The 25,430-nt window shown below is 38.7% G+C and carries 28 protein-coding genes; 16 read left to right on the top strand and 12 right to left on the bottom strand.

What is annotated here, in order from left to right:
• Positions 1 to 4: 4 nt before the first annotated feature.
• From IL355_RS13650 to IL355_RS13635, 4 genes are all read right to left on the bottom strand, one after another.
• Positions 5 to 199, bottom strand: coding sequence for a cold-shock protein (locus IL355_RS13650; RefSeq protein ID WP_187457186.1), 195 nt, complete (start codon positions 197 to 199; stop codon positions 5 to 7).
• Positions 200 to 328: 129 nt separating this feature from the next.
• Entirely contained in the window at positions 329 to 709 is a 381-nt protein-coding gene (locus tag IL355_RS13645; RefSeq protein ID WP_192462666.1) for a hypothetical protein, read from the bottom strand.
• Between the two features lie 5 nt (positions 710 to 714).
• The gene (locus IL355_RS13640; protein WP_192462665.1) at positions 715 to 1,560 is read right to left on the bottom strand and encodes a hypothetical protein; all 846 of its coding nucleotides are present in this window, start codon (positions 1,558 to 1,560) and stop codon (positions 715 to 717) included.
• Between the two features lie 150 nt (positions 1,561 to 1,710).
• On the bottom strand, positions 1,711 to 2,349 hold the full coding sequence (locus tag IL355_RS13635) for a peroxiredoxin (protein WP_192462664.1): 639 nt from the start codon (positions 2,347 to 2,349) through the stop codon (positions 1,711 to 1,713).
• A 111-nt stretch (positions 2,350 to 2,460) separates the two neighbouring features.
• On the opposite strand from IL355_RS13635, the gene IL355_RS13630 reads away from it, so the two are divergent.
• A complete protein-coding gene (locus IL355_RS13630) occupies positions 2,461 to 3,006 on the top strand; it encodes a YfiT family bacillithiol transferase (RefSeq protein WP_192462663.1) in 546 nt (181 codons plus the stop codon).
• A gap of 7 nt (positions 3,007 to 3,013) precedes the next feature.
• Here IL355_RS13630 and IL355_RS13625 read toward each other — a convergent pair whose 3' ends face one another.
• Entirely contained in the window at positions 3,014 to 3,568 is a 555-nt protein-coding gene (locus IL355_RS13625; protein WP_192462662.1) for a thioredoxin family protein, read from the bottom strand.
• Positions 3,569 to 3,653: 85 nt separating this feature from the next.
• Between IL355_RS13625 and IL355_RS13620 the strand changes: the two genes are divergently transcribed.
• Genes IL355_RS13620 through IL355_RS13610 form a run of 3 tightly spaced genes read left to right on the top strand, consistent with a single transcriptional unit; the run spans position 3,654 to position 5,951 of the window.
• On the top strand, positions 3,654 to 3,992 hold the full coding sequence (locus IL355_RS13620) for a tRNA-binding protein (RefSeq protein ID WP_192462661.1): 339 nt from the start codon (positions 3,654 to 3,656) through the stop codon (positions 3,990 to 3,992).
• 4 nt (positions 3,993 to 3,996) lie between these two features.
• Complete coding sequence (locus tag IL355_RS13615) at positions 3,997 to 4,917, top strand: bile acid:sodium symporter family protein (protein WP_192462660.1); 921 nt, start codon at positions 3,997 to 3,999, stop codon at positions 4,915 to 4,917.
• Positions 4,914 to 5,951 (top strand): lysophospholipid acyltransferase family protein, encoded by a 1,038-nt coding sequence (locus IL355_RS13610; RefSeq protein ID WP_192462659.1) that lies wholly within the window; start codon positions 4,914 to 4,916, stop codon positions 5,949 to 5,951. Before IL355_RS13615 ends, IL355_RS13610 begins: the two co-directional genes overlap by 4 nt.
• A gap of 2 nt (positions 5,952 to 5,953) precedes the next feature.
• On the opposite strand, the gene IL355_RS13605 is transcribed toward IL355_RS13610, so the two are convergent.
• From IL355_RS13605 to IL355_RS13595, 3 genes are all read right to left on the bottom strand, one after another.
• Positions 5,954 to 8,476, bottom strand: coding sequence for a M14 family metallopeptidase (locus IL355_RS13605; protein ID WP_192462658.1), 2,523 nt, complete (start codon positions 8,474 to 8,476; stop codon positions 5,954 to 5,956).
• 129 nt (positions 8,477 to 8,605) lie between these two features.
• Positions 8,606 to 8,980, bottom strand: a complete 375-nt coding sequence (locus IL355_RS13600; protein ID WP_192462657.1) for a PUR family DNA/RNA-binding protein — start codon at positions 8,978 to 8,980, stop codon at positions 8,606 to 8,608.
• Positions 8,981 to 9,050: 70 nt separating this feature from the next.
• Positions 9,051 to 10,805, bottom strand: coding sequence for an ABC transporter ATP-binding protein (locus IL355_RS13595; RefSeq protein WP_192462656.1), 1,755 nt, complete (start codon positions 10,803 to 10,805; stop codon positions 9,051 to 9,053).
• Positions 10,806 to 11,107: 302 nt separating this feature from the next.
• On the opposite strand from IL355_RS13595, the gene nusB reads away from it, so the two are divergent.
• The 4 genes from nusB to IL355_RS13575 all read left to right on the top strand — a co-directional run bounded on the left by nusB (position 11,108) and on the right by IL355_RS13575 (position 14,403).
• Positions 11,108 to 12,055, top strand: a complete 948-nt coding sequence (nusB, locus tag IL355_RS13590; protein ID WP_192462655.1) for a transcription antitermination factor NusB — start codon at positions 11,108 to 11,110, stop codon at positions 12,053 to 12,055.
• Positions 12,056 to 12,159: 104 nt separating this feature from the next.
• On the top strand, positions 12,160 to 12,633 hold the full coding sequence (locus tag IL355_RS13585; protein ID WP_187457198.1) for a DUF1573 domain-containing protein: 474 nt from the start codon (positions 12,160 to 12,162) through the stop codon (positions 12,631 to 12,633).
• A 19-nt stretch (positions 12,634 to 12,652) separates the two neighbouring features.
• Positions 12,653 to 12,940: a preprotein translocase subunit YajC gene (gene yajC / locus IL355_RS13580; RefSeq protein ID WP_192462654.1), complete on the top strand. Its 288-nt coding sequence runs from the start codon at positions 12,653 to 12,655 to the stop codon at positions 12,938 to 12,940.
• 113 nt (positions 12,941 to 13,053) lie between these two features.
• Positions 13,054 to 14,403, top strand: coding sequence for a Gfo/Idh/MocA family protein (locus tag IL355_RS13575; protein ID WP_192462653.1), 1,350 nt, complete (start codon positions 13,054 to 13,056; stop codon positions 14,401 to 14,403).
• 13 nt (positions 14,404 to 14,416) lie between these two features.
• On the opposite strand, the gene IL355_RS19375 is transcribed toward IL355_RS13575, so the two are convergent.
• Genes IL355_RS19375 through pepT form a run of 3 tightly spaced genes read right to left on the bottom strand, consistent with a single transcriptional unit; the run spans position 14,417 to position 16,276 of the window.
• Positions 14,417 to 14,515: a hypothetical protein gene (locus tag IL355_RS19375; RefSeq protein ID WP_317175499.1), complete on the bottom strand. Its 99-nt coding sequence runs from the start codon at positions 14,513 to 14,515 to the stop codon at positions 14,417 to 14,419.
• A complete protein-coding gene (locus IL355_RS13570) occupies positions 14,473 to 15,015 on the bottom strand; it encodes a DUF1801 domain-containing protein (RefSeq protein ID WP_225621243.1) in 543 nt (180 codons plus the stop codon). Before IL355_RS13570 ends, IL355_RS19375 begins: the two co-directional genes overlap by 43 nt.
• A gap of 22 nt (positions 15,016 to 15,037) precedes the next feature.
• The gene (pepT, locus tag IL355_RS13565; RefSeq protein WP_192462652.1) at positions 15,038 to 16,276 is read right to left on the bottom strand and encodes a peptidase T; all 1,239 of its coding nucleotides are present in this window, start codon (positions 16,274 to 16,276) and stop codon (positions 15,038 to 15,040) included.
• A gap of 139 nt (positions 16,277 to 16,415) precedes the next feature.
• On the opposite strand from pepT, the gene IL355_RS13560 reads away from it, so the two are divergent.
• From IL355_RS13560 to IL355_RS13545, 4 genes are all read left to right on the top strand, one after another.
• Complete coding sequence (locus IL355_RS13560) at positions 16,416 to 19,274, top strand: TonB-dependent receptor (RefSeq protein WP_192462651.1); 2,859 nt, start codon at positions 16,416 to 16,418, stop codon at positions 19,272 to 19,274.
• A gap of 99 nt (positions 19,275 to 19,373) precedes the next feature.
• A complete protein-coding gene (locus IL355_RS13555; RefSeq protein ID WP_192462650.1) occupies positions 19,374 to 19,598 on the top strand; it encodes a hypothetical protein in 225 nt (74 codons plus the stop codon).
• Between the two features lie 10 nt (positions 19,599 to 19,608).
• A complete protein-coding gene (locus IL355_RS13550; protein ID WP_192462649.1) occupies positions 19,609 to 20,052 on the top strand; it encodes a hypothetical protein in 444 nt (147 codons plus the stop codon).
• Positions 20,053 to 20,155: 103 nt separating this feature from the next.
• Positions 20,156 to 21,193 (top strand): quinone-dependent dihydroorotate dehydrogenase, encoded by a 1,038-nt coding sequence (locus tag IL355_RS13545; protein ID WP_192462648.1) that lies wholly within the window; start codon positions 20,156 to 20,158, stop codon positions 21,191 to 21,193.
• A 42-nt stretch (positions 21,194 to 21,235) separates the two neighbouring features.
• Here the strand turns inward: IL355_RS13545 and IL355_RS13540 are convergent, their stop codons facing one another.
• Positions 21,236 to 21,646 carry a Dabb family protein gene (locus tag IL355_RS13540; protein WP_192462647.1) on the bottom strand — a complete coding sequence of 137 codons (411 nt, stop codon included), beginning with the start codon at positions 21,644 to 21,646 and terminating at the stop codon, positions 21,236 to 21,238.
• Positions 21,647 to 21,719: 73 nt separating this feature from the next.
• On the opposite strand from IL355_RS13540, the gene IL355_RS13535 reads away from it, so the two are divergent.
• The 4 genes from IL355_RS13535 (at position 21,720) to IL355_RS13520 (ending at position 25,355) form a co-directional block, all read left to right on the top strand.
• Entirely contained in the window at positions 21,720 to 22,346 is a 627-nt protein-coding gene (locus IL355_RS13535; RefSeq protein WP_192462646.1) for a LysE family translocator, read from the top strand.
• An 18-nt stretch (positions 22,347 to 22,364) separates the two neighbouring features.
• Positions 22,365 to 23,231, top strand: a complete 867-nt coding sequence (locus IL355_RS13530) for a hydroxymethylglutaryl-CoA lyase (RefSeq protein ID WP_192462645.1) — start codon at positions 22,365 to 22,367, stop codon at positions 23,229 to 23,231.
• 560 nt (positions 23,232 to 23,791) lie between these two features.
• Entirely contained in the window at positions 23,792 to 24,133 is a 342-nt protein-coding gene (locus IL355_RS13525; RefSeq protein WP_187457210.1) for a hypothetical protein, read from the top strand.
• 58 nt (positions 24,134 to 24,191) lie between these two features.
• Positions 24,192 to 25,355 carry a PepSY-associated TM helix domain-containing protein gene (locus IL355_RS13520; RefSeq protein ID WP_192462644.1) on the top strand — a complete coding sequence of 388 codons (1,164 nt, stop codon included), beginning with the start codon at positions 24,192 to 24,194 and terminating at the stop codon, positions 25,353 to 25,355.
• Positions 25,356 to 25,430: the final 75 nt, after the last annotated feature.

Here is a 25,430-nt window from a genome sequence, read left to right as displayed (position 1 = left end):
CGTCTTAGTCAACTACTTTCACATTCACCGCGTTCAGTCCTTTTCTACCTTGTTGTAGCTCAAATTCTACAACATCACCTTCGCGTATTTCGTCAATAAGTCCTGAAATGTGTACAAAGTGATCTTCGCTTGAACCTTCTTCAGTGATAAAGCCATAACCCTTTGAATCATTGAAGAACTTAACTGTTCCTTTACTCATAATAAAAAATTAAATTAATTAAAGCGCAAATGTACTGTTATTAAATTTAAATGAGTGATTTTTCGTTAGTTATATTTGGAGGTTGTCAAATTTTAATGGATATACTGAAAAATATGGTAACCAAACCCCTTAACTGATGATACTTTTTATGGATGCTGCAATAGATTCCGTATTCAAACTTAAGATAGCAGAAGCCATTCCTAGTATTTTGGTAGCCCAGTTAATTCCTTTTTGGATATTATCCAGATTGGAATAGAGTTCTTGGGTCTTTGCGGTTATTACCTTGACCTTATTTAGGCTTTCTTCTGCGTCATCCAATACTAAAACTGCGGATTTTGTATAAAGTTCGGTAGTTTGCTCCAATAAGTTGTTATGTAATTCCTTTAACCGTTTGTTTTCTTGAGGGTTTAACTTTGAATAATTTTCATATCTAAAATCGCCAAGGGCATTGGTCATTCTCAAAAGATTGTCTGCTAATTCCTTTACTTGTTCAGATGTTAAATTTGCCATGCTACTTACTTTAACTGAGAAATAATTCTTGCTCCCAAAGCGAGTTTTTGAGCCGTTTTGGCCAAATTGTTCTTAACTTCCTCATCAGTTAACTGATCTAGATTTTGCAAAAGTAGTTTGTGACCTTCTTTTACCTCATTCACTAAATCGCCAAAAAGCTTCAATTCGTTTTGATGTCTTTCTATGGTTGCTTTTTTTTCAAAGTAATCCTCTGCAAATTTGGTGCGCTCATAAGAAGAAAGATGGGTGTCATGAACGAAATCAAAATAAAAATTTTGAATACTCTTTTTTTGTACTTCCAGTTTTCCGTTAAGATTTTGAGATAGATTGAATTCTAAAAAGTATAATAAATGCTGAAAAGGCTCATGCCCCTCCGTCACGTAACTATTTATTTTTTTCCTTGACCGGATTCCGCTATAGGCTCTTAAAATAAGTGAGGTTAGCTTTGAATAGGAAGCAACATCTTCTGAGTTTAATTTAATTGGACCGTAATTACCTGTAGCCAATGTATTGGTAAGATCTGCTGTTTCAAATTTTGCGGAGGTTTTGTCACTAACTGCCATTAAACCATGCAGGTATTCTACCGTAGCCCTATAAATTGCATTGGTAATACTATCCGCTTTTACGTTACCGCCACATTCGCATTTGGTTTTGTATACATTGTAATTGGAAATATGTTTAAGTTCACAATCTTGAGTGCAAACAGAGGTGAAGCTTTGAGATAGGTTTCCGTAGGTTTGCAGGGCCTCTATTGATGTTTTGGAAAAATTGGTGACGTGGCCCAGATTTACACATCCCATAAGTAAGGACATGAAGGAAATAGCAAAAAGAAATGTTTTAAAAATTTTCATTCACGACTTATCTAATTACAAGTTATGAAGAAAGATTTTAAGTGTACAAATATTTTGGGTCAGCCAGTCAAACCTGGTGCGTTTTATGAATTTTAAAATAAAAAACCTCATAACACTGTTATGAGGTTTCTTGTTTAAGAATATCCGGTTTTAAGCGGTAGGGTCCGGAGTCATACGTAAGTATGGCTTTACTTCCTCTACTCCTTTTTTAAACATCTCTTTGGCGTCCTCGGTAGAAATTGCTGGGCTAACTACCACACTTTCTCCCTGTTTCCAATTGGCAGGCGTAGCTACTTTGTGATATGCTGTTAATTGTAAGGAATCGATGACCCTTAGCAATTCATAGAAATTTCGGCCTGTGGAAGCCGGATAAGTGATGATGAGTTTCACCGTTTTATCCGGAGCGATGATAAAAACAGAACGAACCGTTAAATTATTATCGGCGTTGGGATGGATCATATCATACAAGTCAGATACTTTCTTGTCCTCATCTGCAATAATGGGAAAGTTAACAGTAGTGTTCTGTACTTCATTAATATCCTTGATCCATTCATTATGGGAGCTGGCTCCATCTACACTCAGGGCCAACATCTTAACGTTTCGCTTATCAAATTCATCCTTAAATTTAGCGGCCGTCCCTAATTCCGTGGTACAAACCGGGGTAAAATCTGCAGGGTGGGAAAATAAAATTCCCCAACCGTCGCCTAAATAATCGTAAAGATTTATGGTACCTACAGAACTATCTGCGGTAAAGTCTGGGGCCTTATCGCCCAATCTTATTGTTGCCATTTATATAGTATTTACTGGGTTAAAATTAAATTCCTATAAAATTAGTAGATTAAAGGTCTTTAGACATTCTTTTATGGTTAAAAATGTATTAAAGTTTGTTACTTTTAGTTTATGGAAGAACATGAACTATATCAACTGAAATACCCCATAGGAACCTTTGAGGTACCGGAAGTAATCACTGATGATATTTTAAACGAGTGGATAATCATTTTGGAAAAAATTCCCAATAGGCTGAAAATTTTGGTTGAAGGATTGTCTGAATCCCAACTTGAAACTCCGTATAGGCCTGGAGGATGGACCGTAAGGCAGACAGTTCACCATATAGCCGATAGCCACCATAACAGTTATTTGAGGTTCAAATGGGCCCTAACCGAAAACAGTCCGGTCATTAAGGCGTATGATGAAAAAGAATGGTCCAAACTTTTTGATGCAAAAACGGCTCCCATAGAACTTTCCCTTACTCATTTAAGTGCCGTTCACGCAAAGTTGGTCTACCTTCTCAGAGGTTTGTCACGCGAATCTTTAAAAAGAATCTTCATTCATCCAGAAGGCCGTGTAGAAACCAGTTTGGATGAAAATGTGGGAAGATATGCTTGGCACGGCCAACACCATTATACGCAGATAGAAAATTTACTCAAAAGAGAAGGTTGGCTCTAAATCAATCCTATTTCCATTTGATGTTACATCCTATACTCGGTTTCTGTATTTCAGAAACCAATTTATCGTTTAAAACAGCTAGTATAGCATCTTCCAAATCTTTTCCTGTAACCGGTAACTCGTTACCAGGTCTGGAATCATCCAGTTGGCCCCTATAAACTAAATTTAAGTTGTCATCAAAAAGATAGAAATCTGGAGTACAGGCGGCATCGTATGCTTTGGCAGCTGTTTGGTCTTCATCGTATAAATAGGGAAAGGTGTAGTCTTCTTCCTCAGCGGTTAGTTTCATGAGGTGTGGCGCATCTTGAGGGTAGTTTTCCACATCGTTGCTTGATATAGCCACAAAAGAAATACCTTGCTTTTGATAGGTCTTACCTAATTGCGCTATAGCTTTATTAACATGCTTTACAAAAGGACAGTGATTACAAATAAACATGATAACCGTTCCTTTATCGCCTTTTAAGTCATCAAGGTGAAGTTGTTGATTACTTACAGTATCCAATAGACTAAATTTTGGTGCTGAGGTGCCTAAAGGAAGCATATTACTTGGTGTTCTAGCCATTTTCTCACGTATTTATCCGCAAAGTTAAAAAGTTAATTGCCCAACCTTTGCTATATTGACGGCTATTTTAAATTCTTTACTATTTATGAAGGAACATATTTCTTGGAGTGATTTTGCCAAAATTGATATGCGGGTAGGTACGGTAATAGAAGTAAATGATTTTCCCGAAGCAAGAAACCCGGCCTATCAGGTCCATATTGATTTTGGGGAGGAGATAGGAGTAAAAAAGACATCGGCACAAATTACCCTAAAATATAAAAAAGAGGATTTGGTAGGGTTACAGGTCATAGCTGTGGTCAATTTCCCTAAAAAACAGATAGCCAATTTTATGAGTGAATGTCTTATCTTGGGAGCAGTGAATGAAAAGGAAGTAACCTTGCTACAACCTACCGGCAAGGTAATTAACGGCCTTAAAATATCTTGATTCTTTGAATGAAAACCTGATAGATAACGTTCTTCTTAATTTCGATGCCCGTTCTCAGTGGGTACTTAACATTGCATTGGCCTTTGTTATGTTTGGCATTGCCTTGGAAATCTCAATGTCAGATTTTAAAAGGGTTGCCAATCATCCAAAATCTATAGTTGTTGGGGTGGTTAGTCAATTTTTGGTACTGCCCTTTATTACGTTTTTGTTGGTATATTTTATAGACCCCTTACCGAGCATAGCTATGGGGATGTTCATGGTGGCAGCATGTCCTGGCGGAAATGTTTCCAATTTCATTACCCATTTAGCAGGCGGCAATACGGCCTTATCCATTGGTCTAACGGCTATGGCAACTTTGTTGGCGGTGATAATGACGCCATTGAACCTTCAATTTTGGGCAGGGATGTACGCTCCTACTCATACAATACTCAAGAATGTTGCCATTTCCCCATGGAAAATGGTGCAGTTGGTAGCCTTGTTATTGGGACTCCCGTTAATTCTGGGATTGTTAATCAACCATTTTAGCCCAAACATAGCACGAAGAATTGGAAAGGTTTTAAAAATGGCTTCTTTATTGTTCTTTGTACTATTGATTTTTCTTGCTCTCTACAATAATAAAGAGATTTTTATGGAGTACGTATTTTATGTATTCTGGTTGGTGGTATTACATAATCTTGTTGCATTTTCTACAGGTTTTTCAATAGCTAAATTGTTTAAATTGCCTTCCAGGGACGTACGCTCCATTACCGTTGAAACGGGGATACAGAATTCGGGATTGGGCTTGCTTCTTATTTTTTCATTCTTTGACGGACTTGGTGGTATGGCTATTCTGGCGGCCTTTTGGGGTATATGGCATTTAGTTTCTGGATTGCTGTTGGCTGCATTTTGGAATTATAGGGCTATAAATACAGAAAAACTGGTTTGAAAAACTTCTTCTATTGGCTCCTTAAAATTTATGTGAAAGCTGCCCTTCATCTGTATTTTGGAAGGATAGAAGTTCATGGATTGGAAAATGTTCCCAAAACGGGGGCGGTTCTTTTTTTACCAAATCACCAAAAGGCCTTGATAGATGTTCTTTTGATTGTTACAGATTGCCATAGGAAACCTTACTTTTTGACTCGTTCCGATGTTTTTAATAAACAAGTGTTAAGGAGATTTTTTGCTTTTCTACAAATGATTCCGATATACAGAATGCGGGATGGGCGAAACCAATTGAAGAACAATGAGGCAGTTTTTAAAAAGTGTACGGAACTTTTTGAAAATGAGGAGGCTATTGTTCTTTTTCCTGAAGCTAATCACAATCTAAGACGAAGGGTGCGCAACTTAAGCAAAGGTTTTACGAGGATCGTATTCCATTCATTAAAGCAGAGCCCGTCAAATGAAATTTTGATGATCCCCGTTGGACTAAACTACCTAAAGAGTACGGGTTTTCCCGATAAAGTGGCTGTTTATTACGGAAAACCCATTGTGAGTTCCCAATTGTATGACCCACATGATGTTTTTACATCCGTTCAAAATACTAAGAAGCAAGTGAAGGAACAGTTGAAGCAGTTGACTACCCATATTGAAGATGAACCAAATTACGAGGCCATCATACAAATAATGGAAGAAAAGAATGTCAACTTTTTGAACCCCATGGAAAGTAATAAATTCATTAAATCGTCTGAAAGCAAAACAAAGCGGGAATCTGGTAAGAATTCCAAACCTGTCATTTTTAAATCTGTTTTTCAGCTTTGTAATGTAGCCGCTTTAGTGCCGTGGAGATTATGGATGAAACCCAAAGTTTGGGAGCCTGAGTTTCTGTCCACTCTCAGGTTCGCATACGCTATGGTGGTGTATCCAATTTGTTATATACTTTTTTTATCGCTTTTTACCGCAGGTTTTGGTTTTGGTGTAGCGATTATTTTAGTTTTCTTTCATGTACTTTTTAATTGGGCTTATGTGAAAGGGGGGCCTTAAGATTACATTAGGTTACCAAAAAATATAGCGTTCATCAGCAATTTATTGGTACCGTACCAGAATGCCCTAAAATTGGTATTATCCGTAAATGCAATTACACGACCTTTACCCAAACGTTGTACCTGAAAGGGAACACTGTTTTTAATCATCTCCAAATTCTCCTCAGAAATATAACCGCTAAGTAACGGATCTCCTGTATATTTTATAGGATTGTTGTAGCTATTCTTGTCTGGTGCAATATAAATATTGGTATTTCTAAAAAGTGGTAAGGTATTATTTTTATAACCGAAGGCAATGGGGTGCGAAAGGTCTAATTCAGCTTCAAATATGGCGCCGCCAGTTACTTGTGCTCCGGTAAAATTTTGTTTTTGTTCAAAGGATATATTTTTGGCAATTAGGGTGTCTTTTTTAAACTGGAGATCTATAAATTTTTTGGAAGCAAAAAACTCAACAGCGGAGCGATAGGTGATTAAAGTGCCGCCATCCTGTACCCAATCCTTTAGCTTTTTAATGTTGCTGTTTCCCAGGGCGTTACTTGCTATGCTTGGAACAATGATATCTGTATATCTGTTCAAATCTATGCGGCTAAAATAGGCCACATCCAGTTTGCTTAGTTTCATCTGGTACCGCGTATCTAACAAATGCCAAATTTCTCCCGCATCATAGGAGCGTACCCCATTACCGGTTAAGATGCCTACTCTCTGTCTTTTAATGTGTTCAAAATCATTGCTGCCAAGATCAATTCCATTGGTGAGACCGGTTGCCACAGCTGTTATTTCAATGCCACAGTCTTGTGCTATTTTGGACAAAATATCCTTTATTTTTTCCGTTGGAAGGTTTTGGTTCTGCATGGGGACCATTATAGTTCCGTAACCATAATTCTTGTTTTCCAGACTAAATCTTTTCTTGGCCACCTTGGCTCTAATACCTTTTTTTAAAATTTGATCTAGAGCCTTGGGTGTATAATACTCGTTCCATTCAAAAAGATAGGCGTAACCTCCATTACCGGTTAAATTGCCCTTAGGTTCGGCAAGCTCTTTTACTTCATCACCCATATTTTGAAGCGAACGTATATCGGCATAATCCATATTAAACGCTAAAGGAAAAGTCCATGCAGAAATGTCATAGAAAATACTGTCTGTAAATGAGGTTCGTTTTTCGAACATGGCCTTTATGAGCCTGTGGTTCTTTTGGCTGTATGGTACCATAAAACTCGCACCCTTTTTAAAATCCATTCCATTGTATCTAAAATCATTTTTTATATGATGGAATTTTATTTTATGCCTATGGAGAATTTCTGCCAAGTGTTGGGTTTTAGCTGCATCCTTGCTATCACCAAATACGATGGCCCTAGATCGCCCAATGACCGATTCAAGCCCTACTTCCTTAAAAAACTGCTGTTGGTAGCGTAAAATTTTGGGCCGTAGTTCCGTAGCAGCTTCAATCGTAGATAACGCAGCGGTCATTTGATTTCTGATGGTAAACGGAAAAGTGAGAAGTCCATTTTCAGATTCTTGTAAGTGTCCACGTGAGCTTCCTTGTTCAAATAGAATTCCTATTCCGCCATTGATGTCCGGGAAGGTGGATCCCTTTCCATAATAATAGTCATCATAATTTTCTTCCGAATAGTAGAGTGAACCTATTTTTTCCAAAGCCCTAGCGTGAAAATTCCCGATTTCTGCTGTTAGCGATTGATTTTCCTTAGGTGTTAAAGGGTGAACTCTTGTAGGTTCTCCGGGTTGAAAGAAAAAGGTAGAATTGGTTCCCATTTCATGATGATCGGTAAGAATATTGGGCATCCAACGGTGGTAGGTTTCAATGCGTGCCCTACTTTCCGGTAATTGAACGGGAAGCCAATCGCGGTTCATATCAAACCAATAATGGTTCGTTCGGCCACCCGGCCAAGATTCATGAAACTCTCTGTCATTGGGGTCTGGGTTGGGTTGTAAGTTTTTATTGGAATTGGCCCAGTGGGCAAATCGTTGTAGGCCATCCGGATTAAAACAGGGGTCTAAAAGAATGACGCTGTTCTTAAGGATATCCTCAATTTCTGGCCCTTCGGCGGCAGCCAAATAATAGGCATAAGCCAATGCGGCATTGGATCCACTAGGTTCGTTGCCGTGTATGGAAAACCCTTGATAGACCACAACTGGCATTCCATTGACCGAAATGGAATTTCGATTGCTATCCGATAATTTTAAATGTTCCTGTCGTATACCCTCCAGTTGCCCCTGGTTCTCGGGAGAGGTAACGGTCAATAATAACAAAGACCGCCCTTCAAATGTCTTACCGCGTTCTTCTAACTTTATGCGTTCACTGGACTTTGCCAAAGCGCGCATATACTGCTCTAATTTATCATGGGTCACATGCCATTCCCCAACTTCATGGCCAATTATTTGTTTAGGTGTGGGAATTTGTGGATTGTATGCAATGCTATCGGGTAAATAATAGGAGAGGTCAACATTTTGTTGTGCTTGGATGGAATAGCAAAATAAAACAAGTAAAAGAGAGGTAAGCGTTTTCATAGAGGTCTCATTTGCTTATAAATGTACCTAAAAAGCATTGAACCTAAGGAAACCGGATTATTTGAAATCTTTATAAAATGAAAAACGACCCTTAAAAAGGGCCGCCTTCATATGTTTAGAGTTAGTAATTTAAATGTCATCAAAGCTTACATCCGTAAAGCTGTCAGAAGTTTTTACTTGACCGTTCATACTAGGTTCTTCTTCTTTTTTAAAGTCCTTCTGATGGCGTTCAGAAATAACTTCAGAACCTTTTTCTGAAATTATGTAATCCATCATTTCCTCTACATTTTCCCTAAACGCGGAAAAGTCTTCCTTGTAAAGGTAAATTTTATGTTTTTTGTAGTGGAACGATCCATCATCATGAGTGAATTTTTTGCTCTCTGTGATTGTTAGATAATAGTCTCCGGCCTTAGTACTTCTTACATCAAAGAAATAGGTTCTTCTACCCGCTCTTAAAACTTTAGAATAAATCTCCTCTTGATCCATTGCATCTTTTTCGCTCATCTCGAAATGGTGTCTAGTTAATAGTTAATCAACCAAAAATGTGAAAAAAATGTGAATACGCCAAAATTTTCTAATTTTCTTTCTCAGAGAGTTGCGTGGCATACAGTTCTTTGTAGTACCCGTTTTGGGAATTTAACTCTTCATGGGAACCTTCTTGTAAAAGCCTGCCGTCCTCCAAAACTAATACCTTGTCCGCATTTTTGGCAGAAGATACCCTATGGCTCACGATTAGCGTGGTTTTGTTTTTGGACGCCTTTTTGAGATTGTTGAGAATTTCTTCCTCAGTTTCCGTGTCAACAGCAGAAAGGCAATCATCGAACAAATAAATTTCTGGATCTTTCAATAGAGCGCGGGCAATGGAAACCCGTTGTTTTTGACCACCGCTTAGCGTAATTCCTCTTTCTCCAAGAACGGTTTGATATCCTTTTGAAAACCCTTCAATATTATCATGAACGGCGGCATTCTTGGCTGCCTGTACTACTTCGGCTTCCGAAGCATTGTACTTGCCAAATTTAATATTGTTCTCTATGGAATCTGAGAATAAAAAGGCATCTTGCGGTACCGCACCTACGGATGTTCTAAGACTTTCTACATTCAGTTTTTTAATGGGTACATTATCTATTAAAATTTCTCCACCGGAAACGTCATATAATCTGGCGATCAGGTCTAAAATGGTAGATTTTCCAGAACCTGTTTTTCCCAAAATAGCTACGGTTTCCCCGTCATTTATCGTAAAAGAAATGTTCTTTAGAGCTGTAATTTCCGTATCCTCATAGGTGAAGCTTACATTTCTAAATTCAATTTTACCAGTAATTTCGGTTTCTTCGAGAATGTCGTTCCTAATTTCGGGTTGTTCCTGTAAAAACTCGTTGATTCTTTTTTGCGAGGCTTCGGCCCTTTGGATGATCGAAGTAAGCCAACCAATAATCGCTACCGGCCAAGTAAGCATATTTACATAAATAATAAACTCGGCAATAACTCCCACGGAATCAATTTCCCCGTTAAGTATTTGTCTTCCGCCAATGTAAATGACCAGAATGTTACTTACTCCAATAAGCAGTACCATCAATGGAAAAAACCAAGCATTTACTCTGGCCAGGTCCATACTTTTGTTCTTACCTTCTACCGCCAATACGGAAAGGTCTTTGTTTATCTGTGGTTCTAGGGCATATGCCTTTATGACAGAAACACCGGAGAATACTTCTTGGGTAAAGGTTGAAAGGGTAGAAAGGTATTCTTGTACTACGGTACTTCTTTGATGTATTACTTTACTTATTTTGTAAATAAGAACAGATAAAATTGGTAATGGAATGAGCGTATAGGCGGCCAATTTTGGTGCCGTCATAAACATAATGGGTATGATACATATGAATAGAGTGGCGGTATTTATACCGTACATTAATGCCGGACCCGCATACATTCTTACCTGGCTAACGTCTTCACTGATCCTATTCATTAAGTCTCCAGTCCGGTTCTTTTTGTAAAAGTTGAGACTCAATAGCTGGTAATGGTCAAAAACCTCATTTTTTAAATCGAACTCAATATATCTGGATACATTTATAATGGTCTGTCTCATTAAAAAGGTAAAAACCCCTGAGAGTAGCGCAGCTCCTACAATGATCAGGATATACTCAAATAGAAACCCGCGCGCTACGGATTCTGTAATTTCAGAGGCGGTAAAATCTTCAATTACTTCTATGGATTCCTTTACATACGAAGGCATGACCAACTGAAGAATTCTGGCCACCATGGTTATGAAAAGACCTAGAACAAGTTTCTTCCAGTATTTTTTAAAATATTTGTTGAGGTGTTTTAGTTCCTTCATTTAATTGGGTAAGCTAGTTGTTTAGCGTCTTCTAGAACTCGTCAAAGATAGCTTTTTGTGTTAAAAGCAAATGTTATAAAATATATAAGGTATTCTACATAACAATTTTTGAAAATAACTGAGAATAGTTTAATTATTTCAACAGCAATCAATGTAAAGTGTTTTATTTTAAATTCTAAAACGTATAAGAATAAGAATCTTTTCAATTATTTGAACTTTTATTTAGGTATCCACACTGCATTTATTATTACTTTTGTGCCCGTGAAAACCACTGCCAACACCACAGTAAAAAGTTCTTGAACATGCTAACACGTAGACACATTAGGGTTAAGGTTATGCAATGCATTTATGCCCTTACCCAGTCCAAAGATGATTCCTTGGAAAAACAGGAAAAATTTCTTCGCTATAGTATTGATAGCATGTACACCCTATATTTATTGGAATTGAGTCTGCTCATTGAGCTACACCAGCGTGCTAGCGAGCAATTGCAACTTTCTTCTAAAAAGTATTTGGCATCCAATGAAGACCAATATCCAGATCAGAAAAAGTTTGTAAAGAACGGTCTTTTGCTTAAGATAGTTAGGAACGAAGCCTTAAAAGAGGAACTTAAAAAGCGCAAGCTCAACAATTGGTATCTCAATGAGGAATATGTTCGGATCATCTATAAGGAAATGATTGAAAGTGAGGCATACGCTGCCTACATGCAATCCGGTTCTCAAAGTTTTGCTGAGGATAAGGATTTTTTGGTGCTTCTTTTTAAGGACATCATTGCACCCAACGAAAAGATTTACGATTATTTTGAAGATGATAAACTTACTTGGGTAGATGATTTTCCAATTGTAAACACCTTTGTTCTAAAACTACTCAAGAAAGCAAAGGAGAGCCATCCGGAAAGTTTCTTTCTGCCACGTCTTTTAAAAGACGAGGACGATATGAAATTCGCCAAAAAGCTTTTGACCAAAACCTTGTTGAAGGAGGCCGAATGGAATAAAGAAATTGAGGGCAAAACACCCAATTGGGATAAAGATCGTATTGCAGATATTGATGCCATTCTTTTAAAAATGGCCATTTGTGAGTTATTAAATTTTCCTTCCATACCGGAAAAGGTAACCATTAACGAAGCATTGGAAATTGCAAAGGAATACAGTACTCCTAAGAGTAGTATTTTTATCAATGGTATTTTGGATAAACTGGTAAAAGAATACAAATCCACAGGAAAGCTTAATAAAATTGGCAGGGGATTGATGTAATCTTTATGGCACCCGTATTTGTTTTATTAGGGATACTTAACATTTGTCCCACCCGTTGTATATAAATTAATTCACTAATTTTGCACGAAAATAAAATCATAACCATGAAAAAAGCACTTTTAGCATTAAGTGTATTTTCCATTTTTGCATTCGTTTCATGTAAGGAAAATGCATCCAGTAAAGTAAAGTCTGATAATGTAGCCGAAGCTGCTCAAAGAGATGAGGCTGGCAAGCAACTTCCTGTTATGTCCTTTGAAAAGGAGGAGCATGATTTTGGAACCATAGAGCAGGGAACTCCACAGGAGACCGTATTCAAGTTTACCAACACCGGTAATGCACCTTTGATCATTACCAATGCAACAAGTTCTTGTGGGTGTACAGTTCCTGATCCGCCAAAAGACCCTATCGCCCCTGGAGATACAGGAGAATTGGTAGTTAAGTTCAATGGTTCTGGACAAAATCAAGTTACTAAGACCATTACCGTGAACGCAAATACGGAAAAGGGTTCAGAATTGTTACGCATAAAGGCTTTTGTAAATCCTAAGGGAGCCGCTCCCGTAGGACCAACTTCCAAATAACCAATTTAAAGCATAGACTATGGGCGATTTAGGCCAATTTCTTCCAATGATTTTGATTTTTGTGGTGGCATATTTTTTTATGATCCGTCCACAACTTAAACGTCAGAAGGATGAAAAGAAATTTACCGCAGAATTAAAGCGCGGAGACAGGGTAATTACTAAAAGTGGACTTCACGGAAAAATTATGGAGTTGAACGACAAGGATTTTTCATGTATTCTTGAGACCATGGCCGGGAAGTTAAAATTTGACCGTTCTGCTATTTCTATGGAAATGAGCAAAAAGTTAAATGCGCCAGAAAAAAAGTAACCCTTTGATTATAAAAGATAAAGCGCCCTCAATTTCTTGAGGGCGCTTTTTTTTTGCACTTGTTTTACCGGTAAATTTGTATCTTCAAACATCAACTTAAACTATTTAAGAGAATGAACGGTACTAGAAGACAATTTTTAAGGAAAGGGTCCTTGGCTTTTATGGGAACGGGCGCTGCGTTTATGTTTCCTATGGAGCTTTTGGCGAGCATGAGAAAAAGAGTAAGCCCCAACGACCAAATCAACGTAGGGCTCATTGGTTGCAACGGTATGGGTTTTAGCAACCTGTCATCTATGTTAAAGCTTAATGAAATCAATGTTGCCGCTCTCTGTGATGTGGATGAGTCCGTTTTAAAGAAAAGAACGGCAGATTTGGAAAAGGCCGGGGTTAAAAAACCCAAATGGTATAAGGATTACAGGCTGTTGTTAGAAGATAAGGATGTTGACATCGTAATTATAGGAACTCCCGATCATTGGCATTGTCTCCAATTAATTGATTCTTTAAAGGCCGGTAAGGATGTGTATTGCGAAAAGCCCATAGCCAATTCCGTAGAAGAGGCAGATATTATGTTGAACTATGTTGGTGCTAGTGACCGTATCGTTCAAGTAGGTCAGTGGCAACGTAGTCAGCCTCATTTTGTAGATGCAATTGATTTTGTTCACTCCGGAAAATTGGGGGAAATTCGTTTGGCCAAGGCGTGGGCCTATCAAGGTTGGATGAAACCTGTTCCCGTTTTGGAAAACACCAACGTTCCAGAAGGGGTAGATTATAAAATGTGGTTGGGCCCTGCGTCTCAAATGCCGTTCAACAAAAACCGATTTCATTTTAATTTTAGATGGTTTTGGGATTATGCGGGCGGACTCATGACCGATTGGGGCGTGCATTTAATTGATTATGCATTGTATGGTATGAAGGCCGGTAGACCCAAATCCGTTATGGCCTTAGGTGGAAAATTTGCATATCCAAACGACGCTTCCGAAACCCCAGATACATTACAGACCGTATTTGAATATGACGGATTTTCAATTTTGTGGGAGCACGCCACCGGAATAGATGGTGGGAATTATGGAAGAAATCACGGAATCGCTTTTATAGGAAACAACGGAACCTTGGTAGTGGATCGTAATGGTTGGGAGGTCATTCCGGAGGAAGAGTTTCAAGGATGGGGTAAAAAGGGCATTCCAAAAATGGAGGCAATAAAAAAGGATAAGGGGGATAAAAGTGGGTTGGACCTACACACGGCCAATTTCATTGATGCGGTGAAGAGTAGGGATGCATCCCAACTAAATGCACCCATAAAAGTTGGGTATGACGCGGCTTTGGTCTCACATATGGGTAACGTGGCCTATAAATCTGGGAATAGAATTTATTGGGATGATGCCAAAGCAGGCTTTAAACAAACGGAGGCCAATCAATTTTTAAAAGCGAACTATCAAAACGGTTGGAAATTGCCAATGCTATAACTTTTTTACGGTATTATCGGTAGGCATCATGCAAACCCTTGCCTTCTAAAATTAGCTGTAAAATTTTGGTCAAACGGGACAGCTTGGTACTGTCCCGTTTTGCCGTAACGATATATTCGATGTATTCCTTTTTTTATAATTTGATAGGCCCTCGAAAGCATTTTGGGCGCCATCGGTTTCCGTTAAAGCTTTATTTAGAAGCTCAGGAATGTCAACTTTCCCTGAAGTGCTTTTTTTGGAGGTTTTATGTTCAATACCCTTTCTCTGGTTGTCAATGGCCTCTAGCATGTAAGAAGTAACCTTTTTTGGGTCTACATCCTCTTGGGATTTGAATTTCCAATGGCGCATTGCCTGGGTTTTCCCTACTTGAGCATTTTCTAAAACTTGGTCAAAATCGCTTAAAACTGCTCCGTTAAAAAACCATATGCCAAAGTGCTGTTTAAATTTACAAATAGCCAAAACGTTTTTCCCGTTTATGGTGTAGGTAGGGAAATTCCATTTGTAGGTCTCCTCCAAACCAGTTTTTAGGGCCAAATCACGAAGCACTCCAATCGCAGTCCTAAATTGATGTTCCTCTTCGTAGTATTTGAACATCTTTTCTTGCCGGTCCATCTTTAATTGTTTTCCCTATAAGTTAGGCATTTTTAGGTTTCGCAGTGCCCACTATCTCACAAATTTTAACAATTACCTGCACAGCTTTCAACATACTTTGCACAGGTACGTATTCATATTTTCCATGAAAATTATGTCCGCCAGCAAAAATATTAGGGCAGGGCAAACCTTTATAGCTCAACTGAGACCCATCTGTGCCACCCCTTATAGGTTTAATAATAGGTTTCACGCCAACGGATTCCATAGCGGCTTTGGCAATATCAACAATAAAGGAAACCGGCTCTATTTTTTCCCGCATATTGAAATACTGATCTTTGATTTCGGTATGTATACAATCGCCGTAATCACTGTTCAGTTGAGCACTAATATCCTTTATTAACTGTTTTCTTTTTTCAAAGAGGTCTTTATCATGGTCCCTAATAATCATCTCAAATTCTGCATGTTCAATTTCGCCTTTTATATGATGAACATGAAAGAATCCCTCTCTGTCACTTGTATTTTGGGGAGTTTCTTCAGGAGGCAGAATACTCAAAAACTCATTGGCAATGCTAATGGCATTTACCATTTTATTTTTGGCGTAACCTGGGTGTACACTTTTGCCTTTGATCGTTACTTTGGCACTGGCAGCATTAAAATTTTCATATTCTAGTTCCCCAACTTGGGAGCCGTCCATGGTATAGGCCCAGTCTGCATTAAATTTGTCCACATCAAAAAGGTGAGCTCCTCGGCCAATTTCCTCGTCTGGTGTAAAGCCAATTCTTATATCACCATGTTTTATTTCCGGATGGTTGATAAGGTATTCCATAGCTGTAACAATTTCGGCAATGCCAGCCTTGTCATCCGCACCTAATAGCGTGGTTCCATCTGTAGTAATTAACGTTTGGCCTTTGTACTGTTGTAAATCCTCGAAATAATCAGGAGAGAGAATAATGTTTTCCCTAGCGTTCAAAACAATGTCCTTTCCATCATAGTTTTCTATAATTTGCGGATTTACATCCTTGCCTGAAAAATCCGGAGAGGTATCAAAATGAGAAATGAATCCTACCGTTGGTACGTCATTTTCTATATTACTTGGCAAAGTGGCCATGATATAGGCATTGTCGTCAATGGAAACATCTTGCATTCCAATCTCCTTCAATTCATCTACAAGTAAATCGGCTAAATACCATTGCTTTTCAGTACTGGGAGTGGTTTGCGACGTAGGATTGCTTTGAGTATCAATTTTTACGTAGTTTAAAAATCGATTGATAATATGCTGCATTGTTAATTGTTGTATTAAGTGTAATTTTTATCTAAAAACCTATTAAAAAGTTAAAATTTGTAACTCAAAAGAGGTGGTTTCTTACATTTTTCAGCTCTTTTTACCTAACTTGCTGTTAACATAACTTAAAAACAACTATATGAAACAGCAATTTTTTAACATTTTGATTCTCGTTTTTGGGGTGATTGGTTTGGCCAATGCCCAAATAACGGGTATCGTGATCGATGATGATTCGGTTCCCCTTCCGGGAGCTTCAGTTGTTGTCAAAGGTACTACAACTGGTTCAACAACCGATTTTGATGGTAATTTTTCTATTAACGCTGAGCCTGGAGACAATTTAGTGGTTTCTTACATAGGTTTTGAAACCAAAGAAGTAACAGCTACCAGCGGTGAGATGAGAATACAATTATCCTCAGGGGTAGCATTGTCCGAGGTGGTGATAGTCGGTTCGCGTAACCCAAATAGGACAGCTACAGAAAGCACGGTTCCCGTTGATGTCATTGACATGGCGGAACTGAACAATGTGGCTCCTCAGGTGAATTTAAATCAGATTTTAAATTATGTAGCGCCTTCATTTACTTCAAACACCCAAACGATTTCTGATGGTACGGACCATATTGACCCTGCCTCCTTACGGGGATTGGGTCCCGATCAGGTTTTGGTTTTGATCAACGGTAAAAGAAGGCATACCTCTTCTTTGATCAATGTAAACGGTACGTTTGGTAGAGGTAGCGTGGGAACGGATTTAAATGCCATACCTGCTTCCGCCATTCAGAGAATAGAAGTCTTAAGAGATGGTGCAGCGGCCCAATATGGTTCTGATGCTATCGCTGGGGTAATTAATATAGTTCTGAACAAGTCGGTAAACGAATTAAATGCCACGGTTACTACGGGTGCCAATTTCTCTAAAAATGCGAATGACCAGACAGGTGGGGTAGATGGGGAAACTACCAACGTTGCCGCAAGCTACGGTTTGCCCTTGGGCGATAATGGAGGATATTTTAATCTTTCAGGTGATTTTGATGTGCGTGAGGATTATAGCAGAATGAAGGAATGGGAAGGTGAGGTGTTCAACCAATACAATGTGGTGGAGCGTTTTGCAAATAATGATGGTTATGATTTATCTGCGTTATTGGATGATGATGTATCCGATGTGATCCAATACGCTAACCAAGCGGGAATAGCTTTAAACGGGGCAACCACGAAAGAAGAGTTGCAACCTATTTTATCCCAAGATGCCACCACTTCGGAACTGGCGGCAAGAAATCAACAGCGCAGCGATTATAACATGAGGGTAGGACAATCGGCCTTAAGAGGTGGTCGTCTTTTTGCCAATTTTGCCCTGCCACTCGATGATAACGGAACCGAAGTATATTCCTTTGCGGGAATTAGCTCTAGAACGGGTAATTCTGCTGGTTTTTATCGATTGCCTAACCAAAGCAGAACGTACACTCCGGCTTACATCAATGGGTTTCTGCCGGAAATCAATTCTACCATTAAGGATAGATCTTTGTCCGTAGGTATCAAAGGTAAAATTAACGAGTGGAACGTAGATTTAAGTAATACCTATGGTAAGAACTCCTTTCTGTATACGATTGGAAATACATTCAACGCCTCATTGCAAAATGCTTCGCCCACATTCTTTGATGCAGGGGGATTCTCTTTCGCACAGAACACCTCCAATTTAGATGTAAACCGGTTTTTTGAAGACGTCATGTCAGGGTTGAACGTGGCCTTTGGAGCGGAGTATAGGGTTGAAAACTATGATATTGTTGCTGGAGAAGAAGCTTCCTATTCTCAATATACAGCGGATGGGCAACGCATAACCTTGGCTTCACAACAACCTTCACAAGACTTTTTTGGAAATGCACGTCCGGGAGGATCACAGGTATTTCCCGGTTTCAGTCCTTCTAATGAGCTATCACGGGGCAGAAGTAGTATTGCCGGATATTTTGATGTGGAGGCCGACTTTTCCGAAAAATGGTTGGCCAGCTTTGCTACCCGTTTTGAAAACTATAGCGATTTTGGATCTACCATCAACTTTAAATTGGCAACGCGCTATAAAATATCCGATAACCTGAATATCAGGGGAGCCGCAAATACAGGCTTTAGAGCTCCATCCTTGCACCAGATCAATTTTAATTCTACATCAACGATTTTTGACCAAAATGGAAATCCGCAGGAAGTAGGAACGTTTGCCAATAATAGTAGAGCAGCAAAATTATTGGGTATTCCAGAACTTAAAGAGGAAACCTCAAGTAGTGTAAGTTTGGGTTTTACAGCTAATATACCGGATGCCAATCTTACCTTTACGGTGGACGGTTATTACGTTGAAATCAATGATCGGGTGGTGTACACAGGGCAATTTCAAGGCCCAGGAACAGGAACCGAATTGGATAATTTGCTAAGACAGGCCAATGCTACTGCAGCATCCTTCTTTGCGAATGCAATCAATACCGAGTCTAGAGGCTTGGACGTGGTTATTACGCATAAAACTAATATTGGCGACAACTTCAGGTTAAAGTCAGATTTGGCAGGTACTTTTTCGAGAACCAACCAAATAGGGGATATCAATGCGTCCGAAGTACTACGGAATGCTGGGCAGGTTGATACCTATTTTCCTGAAGATAGTAGGGTATACTTAGAGGAGGCCGTACCAAGAACCAAAGTGAACCTTTCCAATAGCCTAACCTCAGACCGCTGGATTATGTTCTTAAGGAACGTATATTTTGGCGAGGTTACCGAAGCTACAACGGTAGTGGCCAACCAGCAGGTTTTTGGTACCAAACTGGTAACGGACCTTTCCATTGGTTATAAAGCATCAGATGCGCTTACGCTTACCATTGGGGCCAACAACCTTTTTGATATTTATCCGGACAGGGCCGAGGAGAGTTTTGGTAACCGTAGCGGTGGCCGTTTCGATTGGTCACGTAGAGCCCAACAATTTGGTATCGGTGGCCGCTTTTTATTCGCTCGGGTGAATTTGGCTCTTAATTAATACAACTTAGTTATTCCTTAAACCCCGCTCGTGAGAGCGGGGTTTTTATTTTATATAAAGTTCTAAAACCCTATTTTTAACTACTTAAATCCCTAAGCGATGGAAAACTATTGGAAGATAGCCTTGGTGGCTTGTATTTTTTTGGTAAGCCTCTTTAGTGTACGCAAACTCACAATTGGTCGTTATAAGAAGGAGTTCGGTCCTAAAAGACGTACCCTTTGGGGGCAACGAACTTTTTATTGGGAAGGTTTGATTGGTCTCAGTACCGGTGTTACTTTTTTGATTTTGTTGCTATTAAAAAGCGGCACTATGTTAACTTTTTAAAATTTTTAGAATGTTCAATAAATCCTTTTACGTGCTAATGCTATGTTTTTCACTTTCTTTCGTGGGTATTGCACAAGACTGTTTTTTAGGAATTGGAGGTAAGGATACTAAAATGATCGAAGAAACTTTTCAATTGAACGATAGCCAATTGACAACTATGGAGAGCTTGAAAGGTGAGCTGGAGGTGCAGACAAAGGTAATTCAAGATCAAATTGATTTGTTGTTGAAAGAACATCCGCAAAGCAAAGAGGAGGATTTAATAGTAATGGGAGATAAGTATAAGCAATTACAAGGGCAATTAATTTCACTTTCCCTTGATGTGGAACAAAAATTCTTGGAAACGTTCAATGCCAAACAGTATGAGAGGTATCTTGAGTTGTGCAACGCTGCTTATAGACGTCCTATAAAGGCCATTCCTATGGAATACGATGCGGAAGAAGCAAGTCCGGAATGATGAATTTAATTATCATCTGTAGGATTGACATTTAATCTTCGGTCAAAAATTGAATAATAACGTGAATTAAGTTTGTATTTTTGTGCAAACCACAACACGTTTCATGTATACATCCTTCATACGTCCCTTATTATTTAAAATGGACGCAGAAAAGGCACACCACTTCACTTTTTCAATGGTGCGCAACTTAAGTAAAATAGGTTTTTCTTCTATTTTCAAATCCCTTTATAATTTTCAAGACCCTCGATTGGAAAAGGAGGTCTTCGGATTAAAATTTAAAAATCCAGTGGGTTTGGCGGCAGGTTTTGATAAGGATGCCAAACTGTTTAAGGAACTGTCCAATTTTGGGTTTGGATTTATCGAAATAGGGACCCTAACACCCAAGGGGCAACCTGGAAATTCTAAAAAAAGACTGTTCAGGTTAAAAGAAGACCGGGCCATTATCAACCGAATGGGTTTTAATAACTCTGGGGTAGAAGATGCCGTTGAACGCTTAAAAAAGAATCGTAATATATTGATTGGGGGAAACATAGGTAAAAATAAAGTCACTCCTAATGACGAGGCTGTAAATGACTACCTTATTTGTTTTAATACGCTTTTTGATCATGTAGATTATTTTGTGGTAAATGTAAGTTCGCCTAATACTCCAGGATTAAGGGAACTGCAAGATAAAGAGCCTCTAACGGCATTGTTGAACAGGTTGAAAGAAGAAAATAGTTCTAAAGCCAAAAAACTTTCCATAAAGGAAAAACCCATTCTGCTGAAAATAGCACCTGATTTGACCGATGATCAATTGTTAGATATCATTCAAATTATAAAGGACACCCATATAGATGGGGTTATCGCTACCAACACCACAATCAGTCGCGAAAACTTAAAATCAGATAAAAGCTTAGTAAAAGAAACAGGTGGCTTGAGCGGCAAACCATTAACCTCTAGAAGCACGGAAGTGATTCGCTTTTTGGCAGAAAAAAGCAATAAAGCATTTCCCATAATTGGGGTAGGAGGTATTCATAGTGCCCAAGATGCTCTAGAAAAGTTGGAGGCTGGGGCAGACTTAGTTCAACTCTATACCGGCTTTATTTATGAAGGTCCAGGTCTTATAAAAAGTATTAATAAAGCAATACTGGCCCGAAACTAAGGAAATAGCAGCGGGCCAGAGAATATTTTTAGTAAGGTATATCTATTCCTTAGTCCAATAATCAAGAACCATAACGTCTTCTAGGTAAGGGCCTAGAATGCCGCCAAACGCCTTATGGTCTGGGTGTGGTAAATAAATGGCACGGTCTGCCTCACTTTTAAAAGTAAGAAAGAAGCAGTGGGTAAAACCCTTGTCGTGCCCTTCCGGACTGTTATTGGTTCCCCATTCGTAGGAGGCAATTTGAGGTATTTTACCCGGTAAGGCGCTAAATGCTTCTTGAACCTTATCGATATCTGCCTGCGAAGTTCCCTCTTTAAATTTGAACATAACTACATGGCGCAAAAGGCTGTCTTTTTCCATATGAAATTTTGGATTGATGGTTTTTGAATACTCCGTTGCAAAAAGTCCGGAGCTGATTAAAACAAATAATAAAGTCAGTTGAATTGATTTCATGGTGTGTAATTTTGGGGTAAGATATGAAAAAGACCTCAAATTGAAATTTCTATTTAATGGTTAAGTTTAACGCATGAATTACGAAACGCTCTATGCATTTATGGCTGCCACCGCAGCGCTTGCCATCTCACCCGGCCCGGATAACATTTATGTGCTCATGCAAAGTTTGGTCAATGGTAAAAAGTATGGATTGGCCACTATGGCGGGTTTAATGTCCGGTTGTATTGTTCACACCACCCTATTGGCATTTGGGGTGTCTGCGATTATCAAGCAAAGCGATGTACTTTTTTTTGGGATTAAGTTGCTAGGAGCCATTTATCTGTTCTTTTTGGCTTATAAAGTGTTTAAAAGCGATGCCAGTTTGGTTATTTCCAAGGAAGGTGTGGGTAGAAAGAGTCTAGGAGCCTTATTTAAACAAGGTTTTATCATGAATGTGCTCAATCCTAAGGTTACTATCTTTTTTTTGGCTTTTTTTCCGGGCTTTTTATTTAGTGATTCGGTGAGTACGGTAGTTCAATTTTATATATTGGGAGCCTTATTTGTGTTGGTTTCCTCCGTCATTTTTGGAAGTATTGCTTTATTATCGGGTGTTATTTCCTCCCGAATAAAAGAAAATCCCGGTATAGGTGGGTATCTAAAATGGTTGCAAATAATTGTATTTGTGGGGATTGCAGTGTACTTATTAATATCAGATAAATAGTGGTAATTTTGGGTAGGAATGCAAGAGAAAGTAAAAATTATTGAATGCCCCAGGGATGCCATGCAAGGCCTCAAGACCTTTATTCCCACAAAGGAGAAAGTAAAGTATATTCAATCTTTACTGAGCTGCGGATTCGATACTATTGATTTTGGAAGTTTTGTCTCTCCCAAAGCGATTCCGCAAATGGTAGATACCGCAGATGTGCTTTCTCAATTAGATCTTTCGAAATCAAAAAGTAAACTGTTGTCCATTGTAGCGAATGTAAGGGGAGCTGTGGACGCTTGCCAACATCCGGAAATAGACTACTTGGGGTATCCCTTTTCCATTTCGGAAAACTTTCAAATGCGGAATACCCATAAGACTATTGCACAATCCATCGATATCTTAAAGGAAATATTGGACAATGCCAACGCCAGTGACAAAGAAGTGGTAGTATACATATCCATGGGTTTTGGAAACCCGTACGGAGACCCTTGGAATGTGGATATTGTAGGGGAATGGACCCAGAAGCTAGCAAATATGGGCGTGTCCATTTTATCCTTATCAGATACCGTGGGGTCTTCCACTCCAGAAAATATCGATTATCTTTTTTCCAATCTCATACCGCAATATCCTCAGATAGAGTTTGGGGCTCATTTACATACTACCCCAACTAAATGGCATGAAAAGGTAGACTCTGCGTACAAAGCTGGATGCAGGCGTTTTGACGGGGCGGTTCAAGGCTTTGGTGGTTGCCCAATGGCGAAGGATGAACTTACAGGCAATATGCCCACAGAAAAAATGCTCTCTTATCTTACAGCCGTAAAAGCCGATTCTGGAGTTAATTGGATGGTCTTTGAAGCGGCATACAATAAAGCTACGGAGCTTTTTAGTGTTTACCATTAATAATTACTTGTTGATAAGGTCACTTAGGTACTCATCTAAATTCAATTGAAAAAGAGTTCCTTCCACAAGGTCCTCAATTTCCTCCACCTCCTTCTGGTTCATGGCAAAAGAAACACTTTTAAAAGGTGATTCTATCAAAATACTTCTGCAATTACTGTTGCTTGGGCATGGTGTACATTGGGAAGAAAGCTTACATGTTTTGATATTATTCGAAAAAATAACTAGTTGGGGAATACTTAGAAACAAGCCAGTGTCCCTAAAAACAAGCTGTACCTTTTTCTGCTTTTCAGAATTAACATATTTCCATTGAAAGGCTAAGCCTAAGTTATTATTATATAAAAGGTGTATATCGTCCATAGAAGATTATCAGATTAAAGGCTCATCCAAATTTAATAATTTTATTTAGATTGATTAAAAATAAGTGTGTATCTTCGTTTTGTTATCGGAAATCAATTTCTGATAATCCTACGATTTTTCGTAGAACTAAATGTTTGAGTTAGTTTTGCCGGCAACCTTTTCTAGGTTGGGTTGTCGGCTTTTTTTAAATCCAACAAAATTTCATGGAACTTATATATGGAAACAATTATGGAGCCTTTTATAAAATTTTTGAAGCACCTAACAAAGAATGCAAATTGCAACTTGTGGTAGATACGGTAGGCATATTTATGTCAGCGTCTGATTTGGGCCATTTTCTAAGTGTCATTCAGGATTCGGATGCACCATGCCAATGCGCTACCTGCAAAGGAGGCAAGTGCAATAAGATTTGGTGTAGCAATCCCTTGGTGGATATTTGCCTTAAAGTTTCAGAGCCCATTTTGGAAGAAATGGAAGATTTGGTCAAGGGAACCCAATTTATTTTAAATATGGATGAGACCTTAAAACAATATCGCATCAAGAATTAAAACACCGTTTTTGTAGGTACACCATTTCGTTTCAACCATAAATTCTTCTTTCTTTTTAATGGCAAAGTTTTCTTTTAAAAAAACAGTTCTTAAGTTTCATCAAATTTTAGGGTTGGTTACGGGAATCGTAGTTTTTATCGTGAGTATCACCGGTTGCTTATGGGTTTTTAAGGATGAAATTGAATCTTTATATGTAGAGCCTTTTATCGTAGTGGAAAAGGATGGTGAAATGATTACTGCGACACAAGCACAAAATTTGGCCAAGGAAGTTTTTCCCAATAAGCATGTTCATGGAACTATTTTTGGCCAACCAAATGAGGCTCTGGATGTTATTTTTTATGAATTGGATCCTGAGTTTTATCAAAGCGTTTTTCTAAACCCTTATACTGGGGAGATTTTGGGCCTTAAGGACCATTTTAGTGGCTTTTTTGCCTTTGTACTTAAAGGTCATGTTAGGCTCTGGCTGCCTGCAGAAATTGGGGAACAAGTGGTTTCTATTTCTGTTTTCCTCTTTATGTTTATTCTGGTATCCGGTCTAATTTTATGGTGGCCCAAGAAACGAAAACATTTTAGGCAACGATTGAAATTTGATTGGAAAGCAACCACAAAATGGAAACGCAAAAACTTCGATTTACACGCTGTCTTGGGTTTCTATGTTTATATTCTTGGATTTATATTGGCCTTTACGGGTTCAATAATGGCTTTTGATTGGATGTACTCCTCCGTTTATAAGGGAATTGGGGGAGAGAAAACAGCCATGTTCTATATTCCCAATAACAAAACTGAAAAAGACCCAGCCGAAACAAATGCTCCACCAATAGACCGTTTAATATCCCGATTGCGAAGAGAAGACCCTACGGCACTCAATTATGAAATTCATTACCCCTACGCAGACAGCGTTAGTATTTATGTTGAGGTAGCAAAAACGGACGGATTGTACTACGAAAACGACTATCGCTATTTTGATCAGACCACATTAGAGGAAATTGAAACTGAAGGTATTTATGGCAAGTACGGGGATGCCAAATTAGCGGATAAGCTTATCCGTATGAATTACGACATTCACGTAGGTGCTATTGGTGGGATATTTGGAAAGATAATAGCTTTTTTAAGTAGCTTGGTGGTAGCCTCTTTACCGGTTACGGGCGTTTTACTGTGGTATGGTAGAAAATATAAAAGGAAAAACTCAGTGAGTTCACCCCTTTCTTCAAGGGTTTCCTAGTACTAAATAGGTGTTTTTATAAGTACCTTTTCGAATATTTTTGATGGAAAATATGACAATTAAATAGAAAGGTTT

The sequence above is a fragment of the Euzebyella saccharophila genome (assembly GCF_014855495.1).
Lineage (GTDB): Bacteria > Bacteroidota > Bacteroidia > Flavobacteriales > Flavobacteriaceae > Euzebyella > Euzebyella saccharophila.
Note: the sequence above shows the minus strand (reverse complement) of the source record. Positions and strands in the feature narration are given on the sequence as shown.